17 protein-coding genes are annotated in these 20,152 nt (G+C 42.9%); 8 read left to right on the top strand and 9 right to left on the bottom strand.

The annotated features are described in order from the left end of the window. Positions 1 to 381: 381 nt before the first annotated feature. A complete protein-coding gene (yihA, locus tag GW828_RS12670) occupies positions 382 to 1,044 on the bottom strand; it encodes a ribosome biogenesis GTP-binding protein YihA/YsxC (protein ID WP_124016682.1) in 663 nt (220 codons plus the stop codon). A gap of 263 nt (positions 1,045 to 1,307) precedes the next feature. Here yihA and GW828_RS12665 point away from each other — a divergent pair, with 263 nt between their 5' ends. From GW828_RS12665 to GW828_RS12645, 5 genes are all read left to right on the top strand, one after another. Then, the gene (locus GW828_RS12665; protein WP_182698217.1) at positions 1,308 to 1,931 is read left to right on the top strand and encodes a c-type cytochrome; all 624 of its coding nucleotides are present in this window, start codon (positions 1,308 to 1,310) and stop codon (positions 1,929 to 1,931) included. Between the two features lie 837 nt (positions 1,932 to 2,768). Then, a complete protein-coding gene (locus tag GW828_RS12660) occupies positions 2,769 to 3,431 on the top strand; it encodes a methyltransferase domain-containing protein (protein ID WP_124016680.1) in 663 nt (220 codons plus the stop codon). Positions 3,432 to 3,486: 55 nt separating this feature from the next. Continuing rightward, positions 3,487 to 4,035 (top strand): Der GTPase-activating protein YihI, encoded by a 549-nt coding sequence (gene yihI / locus GW828_RS12655; RefSeq protein WP_124016679.1) that lies wholly within the window; start codon positions 3,487 to 3,489, stop codon positions 4,033 to 4,035. Between the two features lie 95 nt (positions 4,036 to 4,130). Continuing rightward, positions 4,131 to 4,598 carry a DUF2489 domain-containing protein gene (locus tag GW828_RS12650; protein WP_124016678.1) on the top strand — a complete coding sequence of 156 codons (468 nt, stop codon included), beginning with the start codon at positions 4,131 to 4,133 and terminating at the stop codon, positions 4,596 to 4,598. A 338-nt stretch (positions 4,599 to 4,936) separates the two neighbouring features. Further along, entirely contained in the window at positions 4,937 to 5,491 is a 555-nt protein-coding gene (locus GW828_RS12645; protein WP_182742493.1) for a 1-acyl-sn-glycerol-3-phosphate acyltransferase, read from the top strand. Between the two features lie 259 nt (positions 5,492 to 5,750). Here GW828_RS12645 and GW828_RS12640 read toward each other — a convergent pair whose 3' ends face one another. The 4 genes from GW828_RS12640 to hutC form a co-directional block, all read right to left on the bottom strand. Next, complete coding sequence (locus GW828_RS12640) at positions 5,751 to 6,995, bottom strand: mechanosensitive ion channel family protein (protein ID WP_220487642.1); 1,245 nt, start codon at positions 6,993 to 6,995, stop codon at positions 5,751 to 5,753. A 353-nt stretch (positions 6,996 to 7,348) separates the two neighbouring features. Further along, on the bottom strand, positions 7,349 to 8,887 hold the full coding sequence (hutH, locus tag GW828_RS12635; RefSeq protein WP_273059569.1) for a histidine ammonia-lyase: 1,539 nt from the start codon (positions 8,885 to 8,887) through the stop codon (positions 7,349 to 7,351). A gap of 3 nt (positions 8,888 to 8,890) precedes the next feature. Continuing rightward, entirely contained in the window at positions 8,891 to 10,561 is a 1,671-nt protein-coding gene (hutU, locus tag GW828_RS12630) for a urocanate hydratase (RefSeq protein WP_273059567.1), read from the bottom strand. Between the two features lie 95 nt (positions 10,562 to 10,656). Then, positions 10,657 to 11,364, bottom strand: a complete 708-nt coding sequence (hutC, locus tag GW828_RS12625) for a histidine utilization repressor (RefSeq protein WP_182756947.1) — start codon at positions 11,362 to 11,364, stop codon at positions 10,657 to 10,659. 134 nt (positions 11,365 to 11,498) lie between these two features. Here hutC and hutI point away from each other — a divergent pair, with 134 nt between their 5' ends. Further along, the gene (hutI, locus tag GW828_RS12620) at positions 11,499 to 12,731 is read left to right on the top strand and encodes an imidazolonepropionase (RefSeq protein WP_273059564.1); all 1,233 of its coding nucleotides are present in this window, start codon (positions 11,499 to 11,501) and stop codon (positions 12,729 to 12,731) included. 411 nt (positions 12,732 to 13,142) lie between these two features. On the opposite strand, the gene GW828_RS12615 is transcribed toward hutI, so the two are convergent. After that, positions 13,143 to 13,631 carry a DUF2846 domain-containing protein gene (locus GW828_RS12615; RefSeq protein WP_273059562.1) on the bottom strand — a complete coding sequence of 163 codons (489 nt, stop codon included), beginning with the start codon at positions 13,629 to 13,631 and terminating at the stop codon, positions 13,143 to 13,145. Between the two features lie 357 nt (positions 13,632 to 13,988). Between GW828_RS12615 and GW828_RS12610 the strand changes: the two genes are divergently transcribed. After that, positions 13,989 to 15,650 (top strand): amidohydrolase, encoded by a 1,662-nt coding sequence (locus GW828_RS12610; protein WP_273059560.1) that lies wholly within the window; start codon positions 13,989 to 13,991, stop codon positions 15,648 to 15,650. A gap of 295 nt (positions 15,651 to 15,945) precedes the next feature. Here GW828_RS12610 and GW828_RS12605 read toward each other — a convergent pair whose 3' ends face one another. Both GW828_RS12605 and GW828_RS12600 read right to left on the bottom strand, forming a co-directional pair. Continuing rightward, the gene (locus GW828_RS12605; protein ID WP_273059558.1) at positions 15,946 to 16,302 is read right to left on the bottom strand and encodes a nuclear transport factor 2 family protein; all 357 of its coding nucleotides are present in this window, start codon (positions 16,300 to 16,302) and stop codon (positions 15,946 to 15,948) included. A 213-nt stretch (positions 16,303 to 16,515) separates the two neighbouring features. Next, positions 16,516 to 16,755 (bottom strand): HP1242/YdcH family protein, encoded by a 240-nt coding sequence (locus GW828_RS12600; protein ID WP_182698208.1) that lies wholly within the window; start codon positions 16,753 to 16,755, stop codon positions 16,516 to 16,518. Between the two features lie 180 nt (positions 16,756 to 16,935). Here GW828_RS12600 and GW828_RS12595 point away from each other — a divergent pair, with 180 nt between their 5' ends. Then, positions 16,936 to 18,801, top strand: coding sequence for a DUF885 domain-containing protein (locus GW828_RS12595; protein ID WP_273059556.1), 1,866 nt, complete (start codon positions 16,936 to 16,938; stop codon positions 18,799 to 18,801). 74 nt (positions 18,802 to 18,875) lie between these two features. Here the strand turns inward: GW828_RS12595 and GW828_RS12590 are convergent, their stop codons facing one another. After that, positions 18,876 to 20,069: an alpha/beta hydrolase-fold protein gene (locus GW828_RS12590; RefSeq protein ID WP_273059554.1), complete on the bottom strand. Its 1,194-nt coding sequence runs from the start codon at positions 20,067 to 20,069 to the stop codon at positions 18,876 to 18,878. Positions 20,070 to 20,152: the final 83 nt, after the last annotated feature.

The following is a 20,152-nucleotide window of genomic DNA, read 5'->3' as shown; positions in this document are numbered from 1 at the left end:
ACAGAGGTTAAGATGTTCAATCTTTCAAACCTTTATTTCACTAGCAGTAGTGACTAGCCAAATTCGGCGCCCCAGCAACTCAGGTTGCTGGGGCTTTTTTTTGATTTTTTTTCACCGCAAAAATATTTAGAGTAAATACTTTAATGTTGGTTAAAAAAAGGTTATTGTATGGTTATTGAGAGTCATCAAATTGAGTTGATGGCACTTGAGTCTTGTTGAATTTAGCTTCTCCCCAAAAGAGCTAATTTTTTTGTACCGATGACCGTTTGGTTATCGGTTTTTTTTTGCTTGAAAATCACCATTCTCATATCAAACACATAAAAAAACCGACTTGGTTGTCGGCTTTTCGTGCTGTTGGTAATCAATTACATCATGCTATTGTTACTCAGACTCTGAAGCTTGCTCGGCCTTCTGTTCCGCTAACCATTGGGGATGACACCAATCATTTAGAATACTTAGCACTTTAGGTTTACCCGTGCCTTTTAGCGATGACAGCGTCTCCACTTGTACTTTATCACCAAAATCTTTTAGGGCAGCACGGACATCATTAACTGTTTTCATTTTGACACTTTGGGTCAATTTATCCGATTTGGTTAACAATGCTAACACCGGAATATTACTGATCACGGCCCACTCAATCATTTGCATATCAAGATCTTTCAATGGATGACGGATATCCATCAACACCACCACGCCGCTTAAACAAGCTCGTTTTTGCAAATACTCGCCAAGCGCCTCTTGCCATTTATTTTTTAACGCTAAAGGAACTTGGGCAAAACCATAACCCGGTAAATCGACTAAACGACGATCATCATCTAACTGAAACACGTTAATCAGTTGGGTACGACCAGGGGTTTTACTGGTTCGAGCTAAACTTTTTTGTTCAGTAAGTGCGTTTAACGCACTGGATTTACCGGCATTAGAGCGTCCAGCAAACGCAATCTCAACCCCGATATCCCCAGGAAGATACTGATCTAAATGCGCAATATCAGGCGCACTGATTAAAAACTTAGCCCTACGGAAATCGATACGAGATTCTGTCACTCTTAACTCCAATTAAATTACTTCTAGTAAACGCGTTACCATAAATTTTTAACAATTGCTTACTTTTGCACATTTTCGTGTAAAATATTAGGCAGATCACATTATATACCCAAGCAAAGCTGATATGTGTGATGTAGTCAAAAATGATCTCACTCTTAACGAGCATCGTAAACTACATCAAAGCGCTTGGAAAAACATTTTACCACGCTTGCGGGTCTTCCTAGTAAGCTCAGGACAATAAATTAACTAGAAGTTGGAACGCCATGAAAAAGTTAGCTCTTGCGCTGTCTGTAGTAGCCGCTATGTCATCATCAGTTATGGCTGAAGGTAATGCTGAAGTAGGCAAAACTAAAGCAATCGTATGTTCTGCCTGTCACGGTGCTGACGGCAATAGTATGATTGATATGTATCCTAAATTAGCAGGTCAACATCCTGCATACCTTGAAAAACAATTGACTGAATTTCGTTTAGCTGCGAAAACCGGCGGTGCTGAGGGTCGTATGAACCCAATTATGATCGGCTTTGCTATGGGACTCAGTGATGAAGACATTGCAGACCTTTCAGCATACTTCTCTAGCCAAGTACAAGCGGCCTCAAATGTTGCCGATGTACCTGCTGCTGGTGAAAAACTGTATAAAGGCGGTGATACCGCTCGTGGAATTACCGCATGTGTTGCTTGTCATGGACCGGAAGGTAAAGGCGCCTCTGCTGCAGGTTTCCCTATGGTTGGCGGTCAACATGCTAACTATATCAAAATTCAGCTAACACAATTCCGTGATGGACTTCGTCACAACGATTTAAATGGCATGATGCAAGATGTAGCGAAAAAATTATCTGATGCTGATATCGAAGCATTATCTAAATATATTTCAAGTATTAAGCATTAATACCACTGAATATTCACTAATAAAGAATGGGCTTTTGAGCCCATTCTTTACCGCCTAAAGTTTACGTTTACGTCAACTTCACTGATTTTTACTTGACAGTGTTCGTTGTTTTAGCGTTAAATACACCCCGTACCGAGGTAAACCCAGCTGTTTGTAATATAAATCTAATAACATCAAGCAGGTTTCGGACTGATACATTTAAGATATAAGAATAAAGCTAATTTATAATAATAATAATTTAAGACCGCTCACTAATAATAACTACATGAGTCGATATTTCATCTTGAAATACTGGTCGTAAAATTTGTAAGGAACAGACCGATTGGTCGACATGCTGTTTAGCACTGCCTTACACAACAGAGTGACTGATAACCCAGAGTATTATTTGAAGATTCAAATAATAGCTGACAAAGCTTATAGCTGAGGATGCACACTGGAAGCTTTATCGCTCGAAGGTACAAAGCAACAAGGATGGTTAACTAATGTCATTGAAGACAATTAGGATAATGATGCGTCATTGAAGACCATCTACGGAAGCTGTAGTCAGGACGGCAACAGAATATAAAAAAGCGTCATTGATGACCAATAACAACTAAAAACGGCATGGAAAGCAGAATAAATAAAGATCTGACCGGGACAGTCACATAGCAAGTACGGATACTTGGAATCAGAATAAAGTGCGTTAAGCACTGTTTTACGAGGTGGCAGTTTATACTGCCACCTTTTTTTATGCCTAAAAAGCATTAATATCGACTTGATTTCAAATACTTACTTTTAATTAACCGCATTCGCTATATAATCGTTTATCCAGTCAATACTTAGGTGCTGCTGTATTTGATGAATGTATGTCCGCTTTGTAATCATATTGCTGAATTTTTTGTTCAAGACAAAAAAAGAGCGTTCTACAGCTGCGAACAATGTGGTTTAGTCTTTGCTAACCCAAAATCTCATCTGATGCCCGATCTTGAGAAACAGCGCTATGGTCGATCGCAAAAGTCATCGAAACAGAAGCCATTATCGCAATTTATTCTGCCACTGTTAGATCAAATATCTCAGCAACAAACCGGTACATTAACAGGCCTCAATTTTGGCCGCTTACTTGACGAGCACAGTAGACAATCTATCGCTGATGCCGGCCATATTGTTAATGAGTACGATCCTTTTTTTGCTGCTGATCAGTCAGTGCTGCAACAGCGTTATGATTTTGTGTGCTGTTATCGAGTCTTTGAACACTTTCGTCATCCTCACCGAGAATGGCTCTTACTCAATCAATTGATTAAACCGGGTGGCTGGTTAGCAATAAGCACTCCCTTACTGACTGATAAAGACCATTTTGCCAAATGGCATTACAAAAACAATCCAACTCATGTAAGCTTTTATCAGCACTCTACATTTGAATATTTAGCATTGAATAGTGATTTTGAGCTATTATTTGCATTGAAAGATCTGGTTTTGATGCAAAAATCATCAAAATCTGATATAAAGCGCATCCTTATTTAGTGTCTTGTAGAAATTGATCTGCAAGGACGTGTTTAGAAAACCTAACGAGAACATCATGGCTCGCAGTAAAAAAACTCGCAAAGGCGGCGAAAACGGCGCTAAGTTTGCCCCAAGAGTAAAAAAAGTCGATCGTAATGCGGTCGATGGTAAAAAGTCAGAAACCGGCCGTAAATCAGGCAGCCGTCATAATGAAACGTTGCTTAAACAAGCCGCGGATAATGCAACGGTTAAAAATAAAGATGCACGCCATGGCAGTAAAAAGCCGGTCGCATTAATATTACCAACATCAATTACCAAGCCTTTAGTGGTTAAGCCTAAACAGCCTAAGCTAACTGACGAGCAAAAGTTATTGAAACTCGAAGACGATCCAAGATTAAATCAGTTACTCGACCAACTTGAAGAAGGTCGTGATTTATCTGACGCAGACCAAAAGTGGTTGGACGCTCAATTAGACAGAATTGAGCAACTGATGTTAAGTTTAGGTCTTACTGATGGTGATGATACGCCAATGGAAAGCCCTAAAAAGCAACTGAGCGACGATGACCTATTGAATCGTTTTGAATCAGGTGCGGATCTGCTTAAAGATTATCAGCAGAAAGACTAGTCTGCTCGATGAAAGTAATACCAAGCTATTTCTTGGTTTGATATCAGAAAACTGGCGCATATGGCGCCAGTTTTGTATTCAGAAAAGGATAAATTGTGTCTACAACCGCCATCGTTATTGCATTACTCATCATTATTGCCCTTGCAACTTACGCAACATACTTACTGATAACGCTTAAGCGTCGCACCCAAGCTAATCAACTCGCACAGTCAGAGCGTAAGGCTAAAGCCGAAGAGCGCAGACAGCAGATTCTGACCGATATCCGCTATATTGCTGCTGCAATGTTAGAAGATCGCTGTGAGTTGTCTGAAGGCGTTATGCGCATTGGCAAATTATTTGATGCCTTATCCATGTCGGAACAAGTTGTCGCCGACTTCCCTAAGCTGTTTAGCCATTATGAGCTGATTAGAAACCACCCTATTATGGAAGCTCGCACAGCTTTACCAAAGCAACAGCGAATGAAATTAGATTTGGAACGGATGAAGTCAGAAGCAGAATTAGAACAAGCCATCCTAGACGAGGCAAAACGCATTGCAGAATTTAGCAAACCAAGCACTCACTAACACATCCCGCTTAAGAATAAGTTGATGCTACACGCTTAGCATGCAGGTGTGCTCTGCTAAGCGATATTCCCTAGGGAGAATAAGCACACTCTTGAGGCACAAATTTGCCTGATGAGCATTTCAGCCCATGCCTAACATAGTCTCATGCCAGCGATTATTTTAAGTCAGATTCAAGCATCAAATGACCATGATGATCGACTATGCTGATATGAGATCAGATACACTGACACGTCGAAATAGCTAGAAAACATGTTTGACTCCGATTCTCGGCACAGGCTTTGATGAGTCAATACCATAAAACAAAAAGCTTAATAAAGCTCAATGATTGGAATGACGCCATGTTCAGCTCACTTTGCTCTGGATTACTCACAATACTTGGTTGGAAAATAGATGGCCAACTGGATAAAACCAGGCCGTGCGTCATCATTGTTGGCCCACATACGAGTAACTGGGATTTCATTATCGGTATTATCGCTCGCAGTGCGTTAGGCACTAAAATCCACTTTTTGGGCAAACATCAGCTGTTTATTCCACCTTGGGGGTGGATGTTTCGCGCCATGGGCGGCAGTCCAGTCAATAGAAGCAAATACAATAAGTTAGTTGATGGCGTCGTACTGTTATTCCAACAAGATCCGCTTTATAAACTAGCCTTAGCACCAGAAGGTACCCGCAGCCCTGTAACACGTTGGAAAAGTGGTTTTTATCATATAGCAGCCAAAGCCAATGTTGATATTGTGCCAATAGGATTAGATTTTGGCCGAAAGGCCATTGTGATTGCCAAGCCCTTAAAGCCGAGCGGAGAGATTGAAGCGGAAATAAACCAGTTAATGGATTTCTATCGTTCAATCAAGGGTGTGCACCCAAAAGTAATTCCTGACTATCAACAAAAATAGTGGCGATATGCTACTGCTTAGCCAATGTAGAAATAACCTTTAACCCACTGTCCTTGTTTATACGCTGAGTCACTTAACCTTCAGTAAGCACAAGCCTATCATTATGCTCAGACCTGTCGACACACTATGGCTGTGGTGACTTATTGCCCGAACTTGCCTATTGAGATTATTTAACCAACTGGCTTGCACGGGCACAGCCCTGATATAAGGAGTCGTATCGGTGATTTAACGACTCAGAGATCCATTATCTGACCGCTTATCAATCTTGTTCGGTATGTTGCTTTATGCTGCGAATATCGGTTCCTGTCGGATTTTGAAACGCACGTAAACCAAACTCGGGTAACACGGCAAAAATGTGGTCAAAAATATCGGCCTGAATGGCTTCGTAATAGGTCCATCGAATGTCATTGGTAAAAATATACAACTCGATGGGTAAGCCTTCAGTCGTTGGCGCAAGCTGCCTAACCATCAATGTCATGTCTTTATGTATTTTTTCATGACGGCGCAAATATTCTTGTAAGTATGCTCTGAATGTTCCGATATTGGTTAGATGACGACCGTTCACCTTCATTTCAATATCACTTACGTTAGCATTAGCGACACTGATTTCAGTAAATATTTGTGGTAAGTATTCTTTTAAATAATTCACCTTACCTAGGCGTAGACGTTCTTCATCAGTTAAAAATTGAATACTATTTACATCGATGTTGATTGAACGCTTAATCCGTCGACCACCAGACTCAGACATGCCGCGCCAGTTCTTAAATGCATCAGACACTAATGCATAGGCTGGGATCATGGTAATGGTATTGTCCCAGTTGCGGACTTTGACTGTGGTTAATGTGACGTCTTCAACTGCGCCGTCTGCAGCATACTTATCCATTTGGATCCAATCGCCTTTACTCACCATGCGATTAGCCGCTAACTGAATTCCGGCAACAAAACCCAAAATAGTGTCGCGAAACACTAGCATTACCAAACCAGTTGCCACACCTAAGCCACTAAAAAAATAAATAGGCGACTGGTCGGCTAAAATGGCAAATGCGACAATTAACCCAATAAAAAACAGGAATAATTTGGTTAGCTGAACAAAGCTTTTTACCGGTAAACGGCGATTCACATGATTAACATCAGCAATTTCATCGATGGCATTTAAGCCGCTATATATTGCGCGAATAATAAAGAACACCAACAAAGCGCTAAGAGAACGGTCGATAATGGCACTGATTAACGGGTGCTCAGTCACTAAAATAGGCATTAATAAATCGAGGATTAAAATCGGTACCAAAATAGCGAGGCGCTCAAATACAAAAAAGCGCATAAAAATATCGTCCCAAGTCACCGAGGAGCGACGGATCACGGCATTCACACCATGAACAACAAATCTGTGGGTAATGTAGTAACTGATACCTGCCACTAGCAAACAAGCAAGAACTAATATTGATGTGGCAACACCATCCGATGGTTGGCTATTAATGCCTAAGCGGGTTAACCAAGCCGCCATTTCAACTCGTACATCTATATTCACAAAAAAATCCTTAGCAAGACGTTCTCTTTACTCAATAAAGAGACTTAAATTAAATCGCGTAAAAAATGATAAAGCATTCACAGGCTTATCAATATGACATTATGCATTGTGTTGATGCAGAACGTTAACGAAACCTCGACAAGATCAGTAACACGCTCAATATAAATGTAAGTCACGGCTATGTTAGCAGTGATAAATAGTGCCAGTATACCTATGAAAGATTAAACAAAAATTAGCTTAGCCTTGAACAAGAAAGGCAATAAAAAAGGACCTTACGGCCCTTTATTGGATTATTGATCAATATCTTATGCTAATGATCAGTGGCATCACTAAAAGCTCGGTAACATACCCTGTGGCAGCAGCCTGTTAAAGCTTGCACTCGATAACAAATCGACCGAGTTCTCGATATCAGGTGAAAAATAACGGTCTTTATCATAAAACGTGACGATGTCACGCAGTTCGGCTTTGGCCATTGCCACTGCTGTACTTGGTTGCAAAGGCGTTCTAAAGTCGAGTCCTTGTGCAGCAGCTAACAATTCAATGGCTAATACACCACGGGTATTTTCGCTCATGTAGCGTAAGCGCCGTGCTGCAAAGGTGGCCATCGACACATGATCTTCTTGGTTAGCCGATGTGGGTAAGCTGTCTACCGAGGCTGGGTGAGCATAGGTTTTGTTCTCAGACGCTAACGCTGCCGCAGTCACCTGAGCAATCATAAAACCAGAATTCACCCCGCCGTTATCCACTAAAAATGGCGGCAACTTAGATAAGCTAGAATCAATTAGTAAAGCCATTCTACGCTCGGAAATTGAACCCATTTCAGCAATCGCAATAGCAAGATTATCTGCCGCCATTGCTACAGGTTCCGCATGAAAATTACCGCCCGAAATAATATCGCCAGTGTCTTGGAACACCAGTGGATTGTCGGTAACACCGTTAGCTTCAGCCCCAAGCACTTCTGCAGCTTGACGTATTTGGGTTAAACAGGCACCTAACACTTGCGGCTGACAACGCAGTGAATAGGGATCTTGTACTTTTTCGCAATTGGTATGGCTTAAGCTAATTTCTGACTCATTGCTTAACAGATGACGGAAAATAGCGGCCGAATCAATTTGGCCTTTTTGACCACGCGCAGCATGAATGCGTATATCAAATGGGCTACGACTGCCCATAGCCGCTTCAACACTCATAGCACCAATCACTGAACTGGCTGCAAACAAGTCTTCGGCATTAAATAACCCTTCAAGCGCTAGCGCTGTAGATGCTTGAGTACCATTGAGAAGCGCTAAACCTTCTTTAGCGGCTAATTCTATGGGGTGTAATCCTGCGATGTCTAAGCCTTCTTTAGCGCTAATGATCTGGCCTTGATAACTCATTTCGCCTTCGCCTAATAACGGCAAACACATGTGTGCGAGTGGCGCTAAATCACCTGATGCACCAACCGAGCCCTTTTCAGGCACACATGGATACACACCGGCATTGATTAGCTGGATTAAAAACTCAATCACTTCTAAACGAATGCCCGAAAAACCGCGACTTAATGAGTTAATTTTCAATACCATCATTAGGCGCACAGTGGCATCTTGCATGTATTTGCCAATACCTGCGGCATGAGACAGCACAATAGAGCGTTGCAGTAATTGCAGGTCTTCAGGAGCAATTTTAGTATTGGCTAATAAACCAAAGCCTGTATTGATGCCGTAAACAGTTCGGCCTTCGCGGAGCACCTGCTGAACGATTTCAGCACTTTGCTTAATATCTTTAATCGCTTCTTTCGCAAGGGTCAGCTTGACACTATTACGGCTGATCGCACGAGTCTGAGCTAATGTCAGCGTACCTGGAATAAGTTCAAATGAATAAGTCGACATGGGTTATGCTCCTAACATTGGCAGGTCTAAGCCTTGCTCTTTGGCACAGTTTTTTGCAATGTCATAGCCAGCATCTGCATGACGCATTACCCCAGTAGCGGGGTCGTTCCATAATACTCGGCCTAATCTCACCGCAGCCTCATCGGTACCATCGGCAACAATCACCACCCCAGAGTGCTGACTAAAGCCCATGCCTACGCCGCCGCCATGATGTAATGATACCCAAGTCGCACCACTGGCCGTATTGAGTAAAGCATTCATTAATGGCCAATCCGATACCGCATCAGAACCGTCGAGCATGGCTTCGGTTTCACGGTTTGGACTGGCAACTGAGCCAGAATCTAAGTGATCACGACCAATGACAATCGGTGCGGATAACTCACCATTTTTGACCATTTCATTAAAGGCTAACGCTAAACGAGCGCGATCTTTTAAGCCAACCCAACAGATACGTGCCGGCAGACCTTGAAATGCAATACGCTCACGCGCCATGTCGAGCCAATTGTGTAACTGCGGATTATCAGGGATCAACTCTTTGACTTTGGCATCTGTCTTATAGATATCTTGCGGATCGCCAGACAAGGCGACCCAACGGAATGGTCCAATGCCTTCACAAAATAATGGCCGCACATAAGCAGGCACAAATCCTGGGAAGTCGAACGCATTCGTCACACCTTCTTCAAAGGCCATTTGACGAATATTATTACCGTAATCCGTGGTTGCCGCACCGGCAGCTTGTAATGCCAACATAGCTTTAACTTGAACGGCCATTGACTGCTTAGCCGCTTTAACCACTGCCGCTTCGTCAGTTTTACGCATTTGCGCTGCGTGCTCTAAGGTCCAGCCTTGAGGTAAATAGCCGTTTAATGGATCGTGGGCTGAGGTTTGGTCAGTGACCACATCAGGCACAATGCCGCGAGTCACTAACTCAGTAAACACATCGGCGGCATTCGCTAATAAACCTACCGAAACAGGCTTGTCGCTTTGGTTTGCTTCATAAATCATCGCTAATGCTTGATCTAAGGAAGTGGCTTTTTTGTCGACGTAACCGGTGCGCATGCGAAAATCGATACGGCTTTCATCGACTTCACAGGTTAATACTGAATAACCCGCCATAGTACCAGCCAATGGTTGCGCGCCGCCCATGCCACCTAAACCGCCAGTTAAAATCCACTTGCCAGCTGACGAGCCTTTAAAGTGCTGTTTCGCCATGGCGACAAAGGTTTCGTAGGTGCCTTGAACAATGCCTTGGGAACCAATATAAATCCACGAACCGGCGGTCATTTGGCCATACATAGCCAAACCTTTTTTATCCAGTTCATTAAAGTGCTCCCAGTTAGCCCAATGTGGCACTAGGTTTGAATTAGCAATAATCACGCGGGGCGCATTGCTATGAGTGGTAAACACCCCAACAGGTTTACCAGACTGCACCAATAAGGTTTGATCGTCTTCAAGGCGTTTTAGCACCTCAATAATCTTGTCGTAACTTTGCCAGTCACGCGCAGCACGGCCAATACCGCCATAAACCACTAGGTCTTCTGGGCGCTCGGCTACATCTGGGTGGAGGTTATTCATTAACATCCGCATTGCCGCTTCAGTTAACCAGCTTTTACACTGTAATTGAGTACCGTGCGGGGCAATAATGCGACGGCTTGGATCATGTCGTTTGTCCATATTATCCTCTTCAACCGATTAATTCGGTTTGGTTTTTTTATTGGTCTTGTTGTTTATGATTAATGTCTTACGGTTTTCATTTTCGATATCACTATTTAACGCGCAAACGTTAAATGACCACCCAGTTTAAACTTGCTGCCCGGGTGAACTAAGCGAGCAAAACTCACCACACCTTGGCGTGACCAAGTACGACGTAAAATTTGTAAACAGGGTTCACTCGCCGTAATAGCTAAACGTTGCTGCAACAGCTCATTAGCCATAATGGCTTCAACGGTATGTTTAGCCTCTGTCAGTGGCGCCACCGCCGATAAATATTCATGGGGTGTATGTAAGTTAAAATCTTGTTGTAGGTAATTAGGTACAAGTAGTGGATTCACATACCGCTCTTCAACTTGCAGTGGTAAGCCTTGCTCGCAATGCACTAATACTGAATAAAATACTGGGTTGCCGACTTCAAGTCCTAACGCATTCGCCACCGCTGTTGAGGCATCTATTTGTTTTAGTTCCAGCTGTTGAACGCTATAGCCATGGCCGCGATCTTTTATCTCGTCAGCAATATTACGAATAGCCAACAGTGACGATTGCGACTTTAATCCTGCCACAAACGTGCCTACCCCTTGAGTGCGCTCTAACACGCCCGAGTCCACCAGCTCAGTTAACGCCCGCCTTGCTGTCATGCGGCTACAGGCAAACAATTCAGTTAACTGATTTTCAGACGGCACTCGATCGTTTTCTTGCCATTCGCCCGTTTCAATACGGCTCAAAATGAATTGTTTTATTTGGGCAAACTTTGCTTGGACCATATCAGCAGCTCTCAGGTTTTTTAGACAATAATGCCATTGCTGTTTAAAAACACATCATTCATCCTACCTTGTATATACAAGCTAAAACAAGTATTGTTTAGCAAACAGTTATAAACCGATTTTGAGGGGATGTTATGTCGTGGGATCAAGTGTGGATTGATGTAAACGTGGCCACCATGGATACCAATATCCAAGGGGCTTACGGCGTAATACATCAAGCGGCCATTGCAGTAAAAGACGGTAAAATTGCTTGGGTTGGCCCGCGCAGTGAACTACCTGAGTTTGATGTACTGGCAACACCTGTTTACAGAGGCAAAGGCGGCTGGATCACGCCGGGGCTCATTGATGCACACACCCACTTAGTCTTTGCCGGTAATCGTGCCCACGAATTTGAACAGCGTTTACAAGGTGCGACTTACGCCGAAATCGCTCGCGCAGGTGGCGGAATTATCTCAACGGTTAATGCGTGTCGTGATGCCGATGAAGCCGAACTCTTTGAACTGGGCCGACAACGCTTAAACGCCCTAGCCAGAGAAGGCGTCACCACAGTTGAAATTAAATCAGGCTATGGCTTAAACACCGAAACCGAACTTAAATTACTTCGCGTAGCGCGTGAACTCGGCGAGCATCATCATATTGACGTCTGCACCACCTTTTTAGGCGCCCATGCTATCCCGCCAGAATATAAAGATAATGCCGATGCGTATATCGACCTCGTCATCAATGACATGCTCCCCGCGGTAATCGCTGAAAACCTTGCTGATGCTGTGGATGTCTTTTGTGAAAATATCGCCTTTAGTCTTGAGCAAACGGAGCGAGTATTAACCGCAGCTAAACAAGCAGGATTACAGATAAAACTGCATGCCGAGCAATTAACCAACATGGGCGGTAGCGCCTTAGCCGCCAAGCTTGGGGCTAAATCAGTCGATCATATTGAGTTTTTAGACGAAGCTGGCGTTAAAGCCATTAGTGAAAGCGGTACCTGCGCAACCTTGTTACCAGGGGCATTTTACTTTTTACGCGAAACCCAATTACCGCCAATTGAATTACTGCGCCAATACAAGGTACCTATGGTGATTGCCAGCGATTTTAATCCGGGGTCATCGCCTATTTGCTCAACCTTATTAATGCTCAATATGGCCTGTACGCTATTTAGATTAACCCCAGAAGAAGCCTTACAAGGTGTGACCATTAATGCCGCCAAAGCGCTGGGTATCGATAATAATGTCGGCAGTATTAGCATCGGTAAACAAGCCGATTTTTGTTTGTGGGATATCACCACACCAGCACAATTGGCTTACGCATACGGGGTTAATCCGTGCAAAACCGTAGTCAAAAAAGGTCAGGTAGTTGCGATCCCCAATTAAATGGTCATGCTCAATTTTTACCAGTCAATTACCCTGCCACTATAGCTCAAACTCATTAATGACATCTGTGCCACTGGTGATAATGCCTATCTCCAGTGGCACTGCTATGAACGTCATCTCAGCCAGCAAAGATAATCTTCTAATTAGTCAATAAAACCGTTATTTGAAGGTCTGTTTCACTGAGGTTGACCAGATTTATGCACTCTCAATTAGCTTATTAACCTCAGTATTACTACCATTATGGCTCTCTGCCGTGCGGCAGCATTGTTTGATTGTTTCAGCGAGTACAACCAGACAACAACCTACTGGATATAAATCAATTGCCCTGTACTTTAGCTAAGTTTATGTCGCCTTAACGACTATCGCCCAGCATTAGCTGGGCGATAGAGTTAAACTGAATTAGGTTAGCGTTTAAGGATTTGCAGGCGCTTGTTTAGGTAAGTAAATATCCAGTTCTGTTTCTTTAGCTAATTTACACTGTTTGATATTTTTCATGCCGGTTTCGTTATCTACCTTTTTCAAAGCAGCACCACCAACAAAAACGCCCATCTTAATATATTGCTCCACAAAATAGAGCTGACCAGACTCTACTGGTAACTCAATATTATTTTCACTGAACTCAGACTCTGTCGCAAGAACATAACTTCCTGGCGCTAACTCTTTATAAAAAAAGACTTTATTTGCCGTCTCACCGATTAACTTACCATCTATATAAACATTCTTTTTAAGTGCTTGTCCCACAAAACTGTTGCGATAAATATATAAACCAGCATTACCATTTTGCGGTTTCTGAAACTGCTTTAAGGCATTATCTTGCTCAGGTGAAGCCATTGGAACTGACGCACAGCCAGAGAGAAATGTCACAGCAATTAGTGATAGAACTAAATAGATTTTTTTCATTATTATTGACTCTAAAAAATATAGTTGAACAATATAAGCCCATCAAAACAGACTATTTACTCAAGTAATAAGACTGGAAAAAAGGTAGGTAATGAGACAATAGCCATCCTGACTTTAGTTTGCTCTGTCCTTGAGTTTAATAGAGCAGTCTTTAAGTTGTAATGTAGATCAAACCACTTTGTCATACAATAGTTGTACGAACGTAATTTAAATACTGTGATCTAATTACAATCTTTAGTCTACATCTTATAAATACAGGTAAATATCGAACTACATCCCTCAAGCTCTCTTGCCATTAACGATTAATTAACATTTAATGGGTACTGATTAAATGGTCGCATGACAAGGGATAACAAGATGAAAAAAGGGTATTTAGCGCTATCGATAGCATTGGGTTTTGCAGGTTTTAGCGCTAACAGCATGGCGCAAACCACACTGGTGCATCACGTTAATGGCTACACGCTCGTTGACGGCAAACTGCAAACCTTTAATGCGATTCAATTTACCGATGATAAAATTGATCAGTTATTTAGCCAAAATCAAACCTTACCCACGGCAACGGATATCACCTTAATTGATGGACAAGGTAAAACGCTGCTGCCTGGATTAATCGACGCCCATGGTCATGTACTGAATTACGGCTTGAGTCTGCTCACCGCTGATTTGACCAATACCAGTAGCGAGCAAGATGCTGTTGCGCGAGCTCAAGCATTCAGTAAAAAAAATCCCACCGATGGCTGGCTGATGGGTCGCGGTTGGAACCAAGAATTATGGGACAGTAAGCAATTTCCCAGCAAAGAAAGCCTAGATAAAGCCTTTAGCGCTAACCCAGTGTCATTTGGTCGGGTAGATGGCCATGCTATTTGGGTGAATAGCAAAGCCCTAGCGCTAGCCGGTATTTCCGCCAACACAGTCGCGCCAGAAGGCGGGGAAATTGTTAAAGATGAGCAAGGTAATCCAACTGGCGTACTTATCGACAACGCAATGAACTTAGTGTTTAACATCATTCCAGACCTTAACCAGCAGCAACTTGAATCCACTTTAACGCTAGCGATGAACAGCCTTGCCTCTTACGGACTCACCAGCGTTCACGATGCTGGCATTAGCATTGCTAACATCAAAGCCTATCAGCAATTAGCCGATAAAAAAGCCATGAGCATTCGAGTCAATGGCATGCTGTCGGTAGAAGACCCACGCTTTGACACCATATTAAAACAAGGATTCATCACCACGGCTGACGATATGTTTAAAGTCGACAGCGTTAAAATATCAGCCGATGGCGCACTGGGCAGTCGCGGCGCTGCGTTAATCAAAGAATACTCAGATCAACCTGGCCATAAAGGCTTAATGCTTTACTCAGACGAGCAATTAGGCAAACTAATTTTACAGTCGATGAAAGCGGGATTTCAGGTCAACACCCACGCCATTGGCGATAATGCCAATCAAGTCGTACTCGATAAATACCAAACCGCGATTGCAGCCACAGACTCTAAAGCATTACGCCACCGCATTGAACACGCACAAATTCTCGATTTAGCCGATATACCGCGCTTTGCCCAACTTGGGGTTATCGCCTCAATTCAAGCAACACACGCCACCAGCGATAAAAACATGGCCGAAAATCGTTTAGGTAAAGCCCGTCTAGCCGGCGCTTATGCATGGCGAAAACTGTTAAACGCCAATGCCGTTATCGCCAACGGTTCAGACTTTCCCATCGAGTCACCTAACCCATTTTTTGGATTACATGCATCAGTTACCCGCCAAGATCATGTTAACCAGCCACTCGACGGCTGGCTCTCTAGCGAAAAACTATCACGCATCGAAGCACTCAAAAGCTTCACCATCGACGCCGCCTACGCGGGCCACCAAGAGCAATTATTAGGTTCATTAGAACCCGGTAAAAAAGCTGACTTTATCTTAGTCGAAGATGATTATTTTAAAATTGACCCACAACAGATTTGGCAAAACAACGTCATCGCCACCTGGGTCAACGGCCGTCAGGTATTTGCAAAAGAGTAAATGATTTGGGACGCCGTTTAGCGTAGTAAGTTACTGCGCCTAAACAACTTGGTACTGGCTTGGCTTAACTTGAATCGTCACTTCACTGTGACTAATTGCCTGCCGCAGGCTCAGTGCAGATGATTAAGCGAGACGCCGCAAGCACATCCGTGTGGGCTTAGCCAAAACATCCCTGTTTTGAATACTCGCTGACTCATCTGCACCTGCGATTCTAGTTACTTCGATTTAACCTCATGGTTGTCCGAAAGTAAGATCATATTTGAAAGGTTCTAAAACAGTAGCTAACTCAACTTAGCTACTGCACATTGTTACTGAAAACGTCAAAAGGTTCACATGAAGTGCTTTGATGAAATAACATTTGCCAAGTTTGACCACTCAACTTCCAAGTCGAACAAGGTACAAAATAAGACACTGCTAGATCATTTGGCCCTTTAATCGTTGCTTTATAGATTAACTGAGCCAAGCCTTCTACCAGCATTCGAATTTGATAATCTTGTTGAGTAAAAATAGGCAATACTTCATCTAGAATACGACTCGACACATGTGACTTATCATAAGGCGCACCTGTACTTGGAATTTCTAAAAAATCATCAGCCAATAGTCGTCCAAGCTCTTCCCGAGAAGAACAAACCTCAGGTTTTAAGCAATACAACTCAATTCTATCAATGTCTCTATAAGTGAGTTCAATCGACTCCTATGGCGTTTTAACGCCGCTACAACGGTACAGAATGGCAACCTAACATGATAAGAATCGAACAATAACCAGCAATGTTATGCCAAATTTAATTGTCTGGTATGGCAGCAAGAATTGACCATGTCATCACAACCTAAATGGTGACATAGCCAAAAATGCCGAATAAACGAATTAAGCTTGCGTAAACTGCAGGTAAAGCTTGTCTTTGAGCACGGTTCGGTCAAGCTTGGCTTGATGCATAAAGTCATCACTTGTTGGAGAGTTGCGTAACTCCAGCTTACGAATTTCAGTATCTAAATTATGGTACTGCTTTGCATCTTCTGCAAACTCAGTATCAGTGGCGGTTAACATCAAAATCTTGTCTTGATACTCAGGAAAATCAACTAATAACGCATGGCTTTCACCTAACATATCCTTCTCCATTTCATGTCAATGTTCAATAATGTTAGACCATATTTATACCTCATCGTCAAACTGACAGCGTTATTTTTCAATAGGTCGCACATAAAACTGCAACAGCTTAAGCCTCATAACTGTTAGGATATGCTCATATTCGTACTTGAATGCCACTATTAACGTAATGAGTAATCAATGAAAAAAATTATCCCTGCCATTATTATAAGTCTGCTTGCCACCGCTTGCTCTGATCCCAGTAAAGCTAATAACAACTCAAAAACAGCCAGCGACCAAACAGGTAAGTCAGCGACCAAGCTAAGCCTTAAACAACAAGTAGAGTCGATCACGAGAGATTACTTTTTACTTAGACCAGAAATTGCCACTTACTATGGCGTGAGCGATGCCAGTATCAACGCCAAAGTGATGTCTAAACTCACCGACTACAGCCCATCTGGTGAAACTCACCGTCGAAAAGGCCTTAAGGCAATACTGAGTCAACTGAATAGTATTGATACCTCAAGCCTTAGCGATTCAGAGAAAATAAGCTTGAGCGCGATAAAATCGGAAGTAAAAGGCGCATTGCTGCCGGCTCAAACAGTGAATTATGGCACGGTATTAGGCGAATATGGTGTGTGGTTTTTACCCTACTCCGTCAACCACCTATCGGGTTTACAAATTGAATTTCCGGGTTATATGGAAGACAAATTTGCCGTAACCAATACCGATGAAGCGAACGCCTATTTAAACCGTTTAAGCATGTACCCTGCAGCAATGGGCACGCTTGTCGATAAGCTTAACCATGATGCCGATATAGGCGTCATTCCACCCGATTTTGTTATTGATAACACCTTACGAGGGTTACAGGCACAAATCAGCAGCCCGGCTAACATGCATCCTTTAGTTACCAGTTTTGGCGCCAAACTTAATACTGCAAAGGTTGCGGGTAGTGATGCGTTAATCAGCTCTGCCGCTGAACTGGTTGAAACTAAATACTATGCCGCAACTCGCCAACTAATCAATGCGTTAGAAGCCGTGCGTCCAAAAGCAACCCATGAAGCTGGCATTGGTCGTTTGCCTCAAGGGGCTAAGTTATATCAGACACTTATCCAACATTTAGGTAACTCAACTAAAACCGCCGATGACATTCATCAACTCGGTTTGGCCGAAGTGGCACGGATTACTCTGGAAATGGACGGACTACTTAAAGAGGTGGGTTATGTTGACGGTACTGTAGGTGAGCGCATGCAAGTATTGCTCAACGACCCACAATATCTTTACCCAAATACGCCAGAAGGTAAGCAACAACTAATGGCCGATATTGATGCCGACTTAGCCTTAGTTGATGCCAAATTACCAGACTGGTTTGGCCGTTTACCTGACCAAGATGTGGCCATTGAAGCGGTACCAGATAGTCGTGCGGCTTCAACTAGCGGTGCATTTTATGATGCCCCATCGCAAGATGGTTCACGCAAAGGCACGTTCTGGATCAGCTTGTATGATACAGCATCACTGCCATCATATTCATTACAAACCTTGACCTACCACGAAACCAATCCAGGTCATCATTTACAAACCATTATTGGCTTATCTGATGAATTGCCACTGTTGAGTACCGTATTTTACTCCAATGCGGCTGGTGAAGGCTGGGCCTTGTACGCTGAACGCTTAGCTGCCGAGATGGGTATTTATGCTAATGACCCAATTGATAATATTGGTCGCTTACAATCTGAACTACATCGTGCAGTACGTTTAGTGGTTGATACGGGCATGCACGCCAAAGGTTGGAGCCGTGAAAAAGCCATTGATTACGCGGTAGCGACTGAAGGTATTCATCTATCTGAAGCGACAGCTGAGATTGAACGTTACACAGTATGGCCGGGGCAAGCACTGGGTTATAAACTAGGTGAGCTAAAAATTATCGAACTTCGCGAAAAAGCCAAACAAGTTTTAGGTGATAAGTTCGATATTAAAGTATTTCATGATCGTCTTTTAGAAAATGGTGCATTACCGTTGGATTTAATGGAGCAGAAAATCAATCAGTGGCTTGAAACTGCAGCGTAAACAATAACGCAATCAAAAATACGGGGCGAAATATCGCCCCGTATTTTACTGTAATAAACTCACCAGAGTTAATTTTACTGCGCTTGATATTCAGCTAATTGCTGAGTGTATTTACTTTGATAAAACGGATGATCAGTATTGGCGAGCGCTTGTTTTTCAAAAGCGATTGCTTGGTCAATGTCACCTGCTGCTGCATAAACACTGGCTAACGAATGATAAGCGGAGTCAGCTTTTGGGTAAGCGTTAATCGTGTCTTGATATACACTAATGGCTTGCTCCGGAGGTAAACTATCAGCCAACGCTAGCAGCGAATCAATCGCAGGTACATCAAAGCCATAAACGTCATCTGAAAGGTGCTCGTAATAGGCTAGAATGGCCTTAGTACCTTGTTGTGACACCTCAGAGTCTGCCGCTAATACGCTATGCACATCATTAAATATCATCTCAATACCCAATGCCGTCGCCAAAATAGGTTGAGTCATATAATAGCTGCCATCAAAGCGCTTTATTTGATAATTCAATTTGCTATTAGCATGGGCCTGAATAATATTTTCAAGCGTCGCAAACGAGTCGAGCTGCCTTTGCTCAAAGTCGCTGTCGCTAGTGCTCACGAATAAAAATCGTGCCTGGTTTTTTATGCTTTGCAGCTTTTTAGGCGCATCGTTTAACACGTAGGCAAACTCTTTAGAAAGTACCGGACTGGCAGCAATATACGCATTAAACAGACTAGGACGATTGATGAGGCTATATAGCACTAAACCCGCATTGCCAGTAAAACCATTAAAAATACGAAAGCCATTGGTGCGATAACGTTTATCTATCGCTGGTAATAAGTCTTGCTCAAAAAAATCCAGTAAAGCTTGGTCGCCTCGCTGTTCAATGGCCTGCTTTTTCAACTTACCTAGCCCTTGATGACCATCTGGCGCGGTGACAATGATAGTCTCTAACCACGGCCATCCGCCATTATGGCTCATCCAATCGTGCATTCCCGACAAATACAAATGGCTACGTGGATGTAAGTCAAATAACACCACATAACGCTTATCGGTTTGCTTGGTATAACCGTTTGGCAAGGTCACCACAAAGTCCGCTGGGTCACTAAATAGAGTGGAACTGACACTCAGGGTTTCAGTGTTAAGTTGCGGCAATACCTCAGTGGCAGACACCGCGCCTATGGAGAAAAAACTCAGTAATAGCGTGTATCTCGTTATACGGTTAATCCAAATGAGCGGCCATTTGAAATAACGTTTTGTCCCTGTTGTAAGCATGGTGCCTTCCTTGTAAAACTCGAGCATAAAGTTATCCCTGAAGCTACCAGACCGCATCACTCAAGGCAATTTAGCGTTATCTA

The organism is Shewanella vesiculosa, from assembly GCF_009994065.1.
GTDB classification, from domain to species: Bacteria; Pseudomonadota; Gammaproteobacteria; order Enterobacterales; family Shewanellaceae; genus Shewanella; species Shewanella vesiculosa.
The sequence above is the reverse complement of the archived record's forward strand: the minus strand, read 5'-3'. Positions and strand labels throughout refer to the sequence as shown.

Bases quoted from the DNA above. Each gene is read 5' to 3' on its own strand.
- GW828_RS12665 (WP_182698217.1), top strand. From the start codon at position 1,308: ATGAAAAAGTTAGCTCTTGCGCTGTCTGTAGTAGCCGCTATGTCATCA.
- GW828_RS12660 (WP_124016680.1), top strand. From the start codon at position 2,769: ATGAATGTATGTCCGCTTTGTAATCATATTGCTGAATTTTTTGTTCAA.
- yihI (WP_124016679.1), top strand. From the start codon at position 3,487: ATGGCTCGCAGTAAAAAAACTCGCAAAGGCGGCGAAAACGGCGCTAAG.
- GW828_RS12645 (WP_182742493.1), top strand. From the start codon at position 4,937: ATGTTCAGCTCACTTTGCTCTGGATTACTCACAATACTTGGTTGGAAA.
- GW828_RS12640 (WP_220487642.1), bottom strand. From the start codon at position 6,995: ATGGCGGCTTGGTTAACCCGCTTAGGCATTAATAGCCAACCATCGGAT.
- hutH (WP_273059569.1), bottom strand. From the start codon at position 8,887: ATGTCGACTTATTCATTTGAACTTATTCCAGGTACGCTGACATTAGCT.
- hutU (WP_273059567.1), bottom strand. From the start codon at position 10,561: ATGGACAAACGACATGATCCAAGCCGTCGCATTATTGCCCCGCACGGT.
- hutC (WP_182756947.1), bottom strand. From the start codon at position 11,364: ATGGTCCAAGCAAAGTTTGCCCAAATAAAACAATTCATTTTGAGCCGT.
- hutI (WP_273059564.1), top strand. From the start codon at position 11,499: ATGTCGTGGGATCAAGTGTGGATTGATGTAAACGTGGCCACCATGGAT.
- GW828_RS12615 (WP_273059562.1), bottom strand. From the start codon at position 13,631: ATGAAAAAAATCTATTTAGTTCTATCACTAATTGCTGTGACATTTCTC.
- GW828_RS12610 (WP_273059560.1), top strand. From the start codon at position 13,989: ATGAAAAAAGGGTATTTAGCGCTATCGATAGCATTGGGTTTTGCAGGT.
- GW828_RS12600 (WP_182698208.1), bottom strand. From the start codon at position 16,755: ATGTTAGGTGAAAGCCATGCGTTATTAGTTGATTTTCCTGAGTATCAA.
- GW828_RS12595 (WP_273059556.1), top strand. From the start codon at position 16,936: ATGAAAAAAATTATCCCTGCCATTATTATAAGTCTGCTTGCCACCGCT.
- GW828_RS12590 (WP_273059554.1), bottom strand. From the start codon at position 20,069: ATGCTTACAACAGGGACAAAACGTTATTTCAAATGGCCGCTCATTTGG.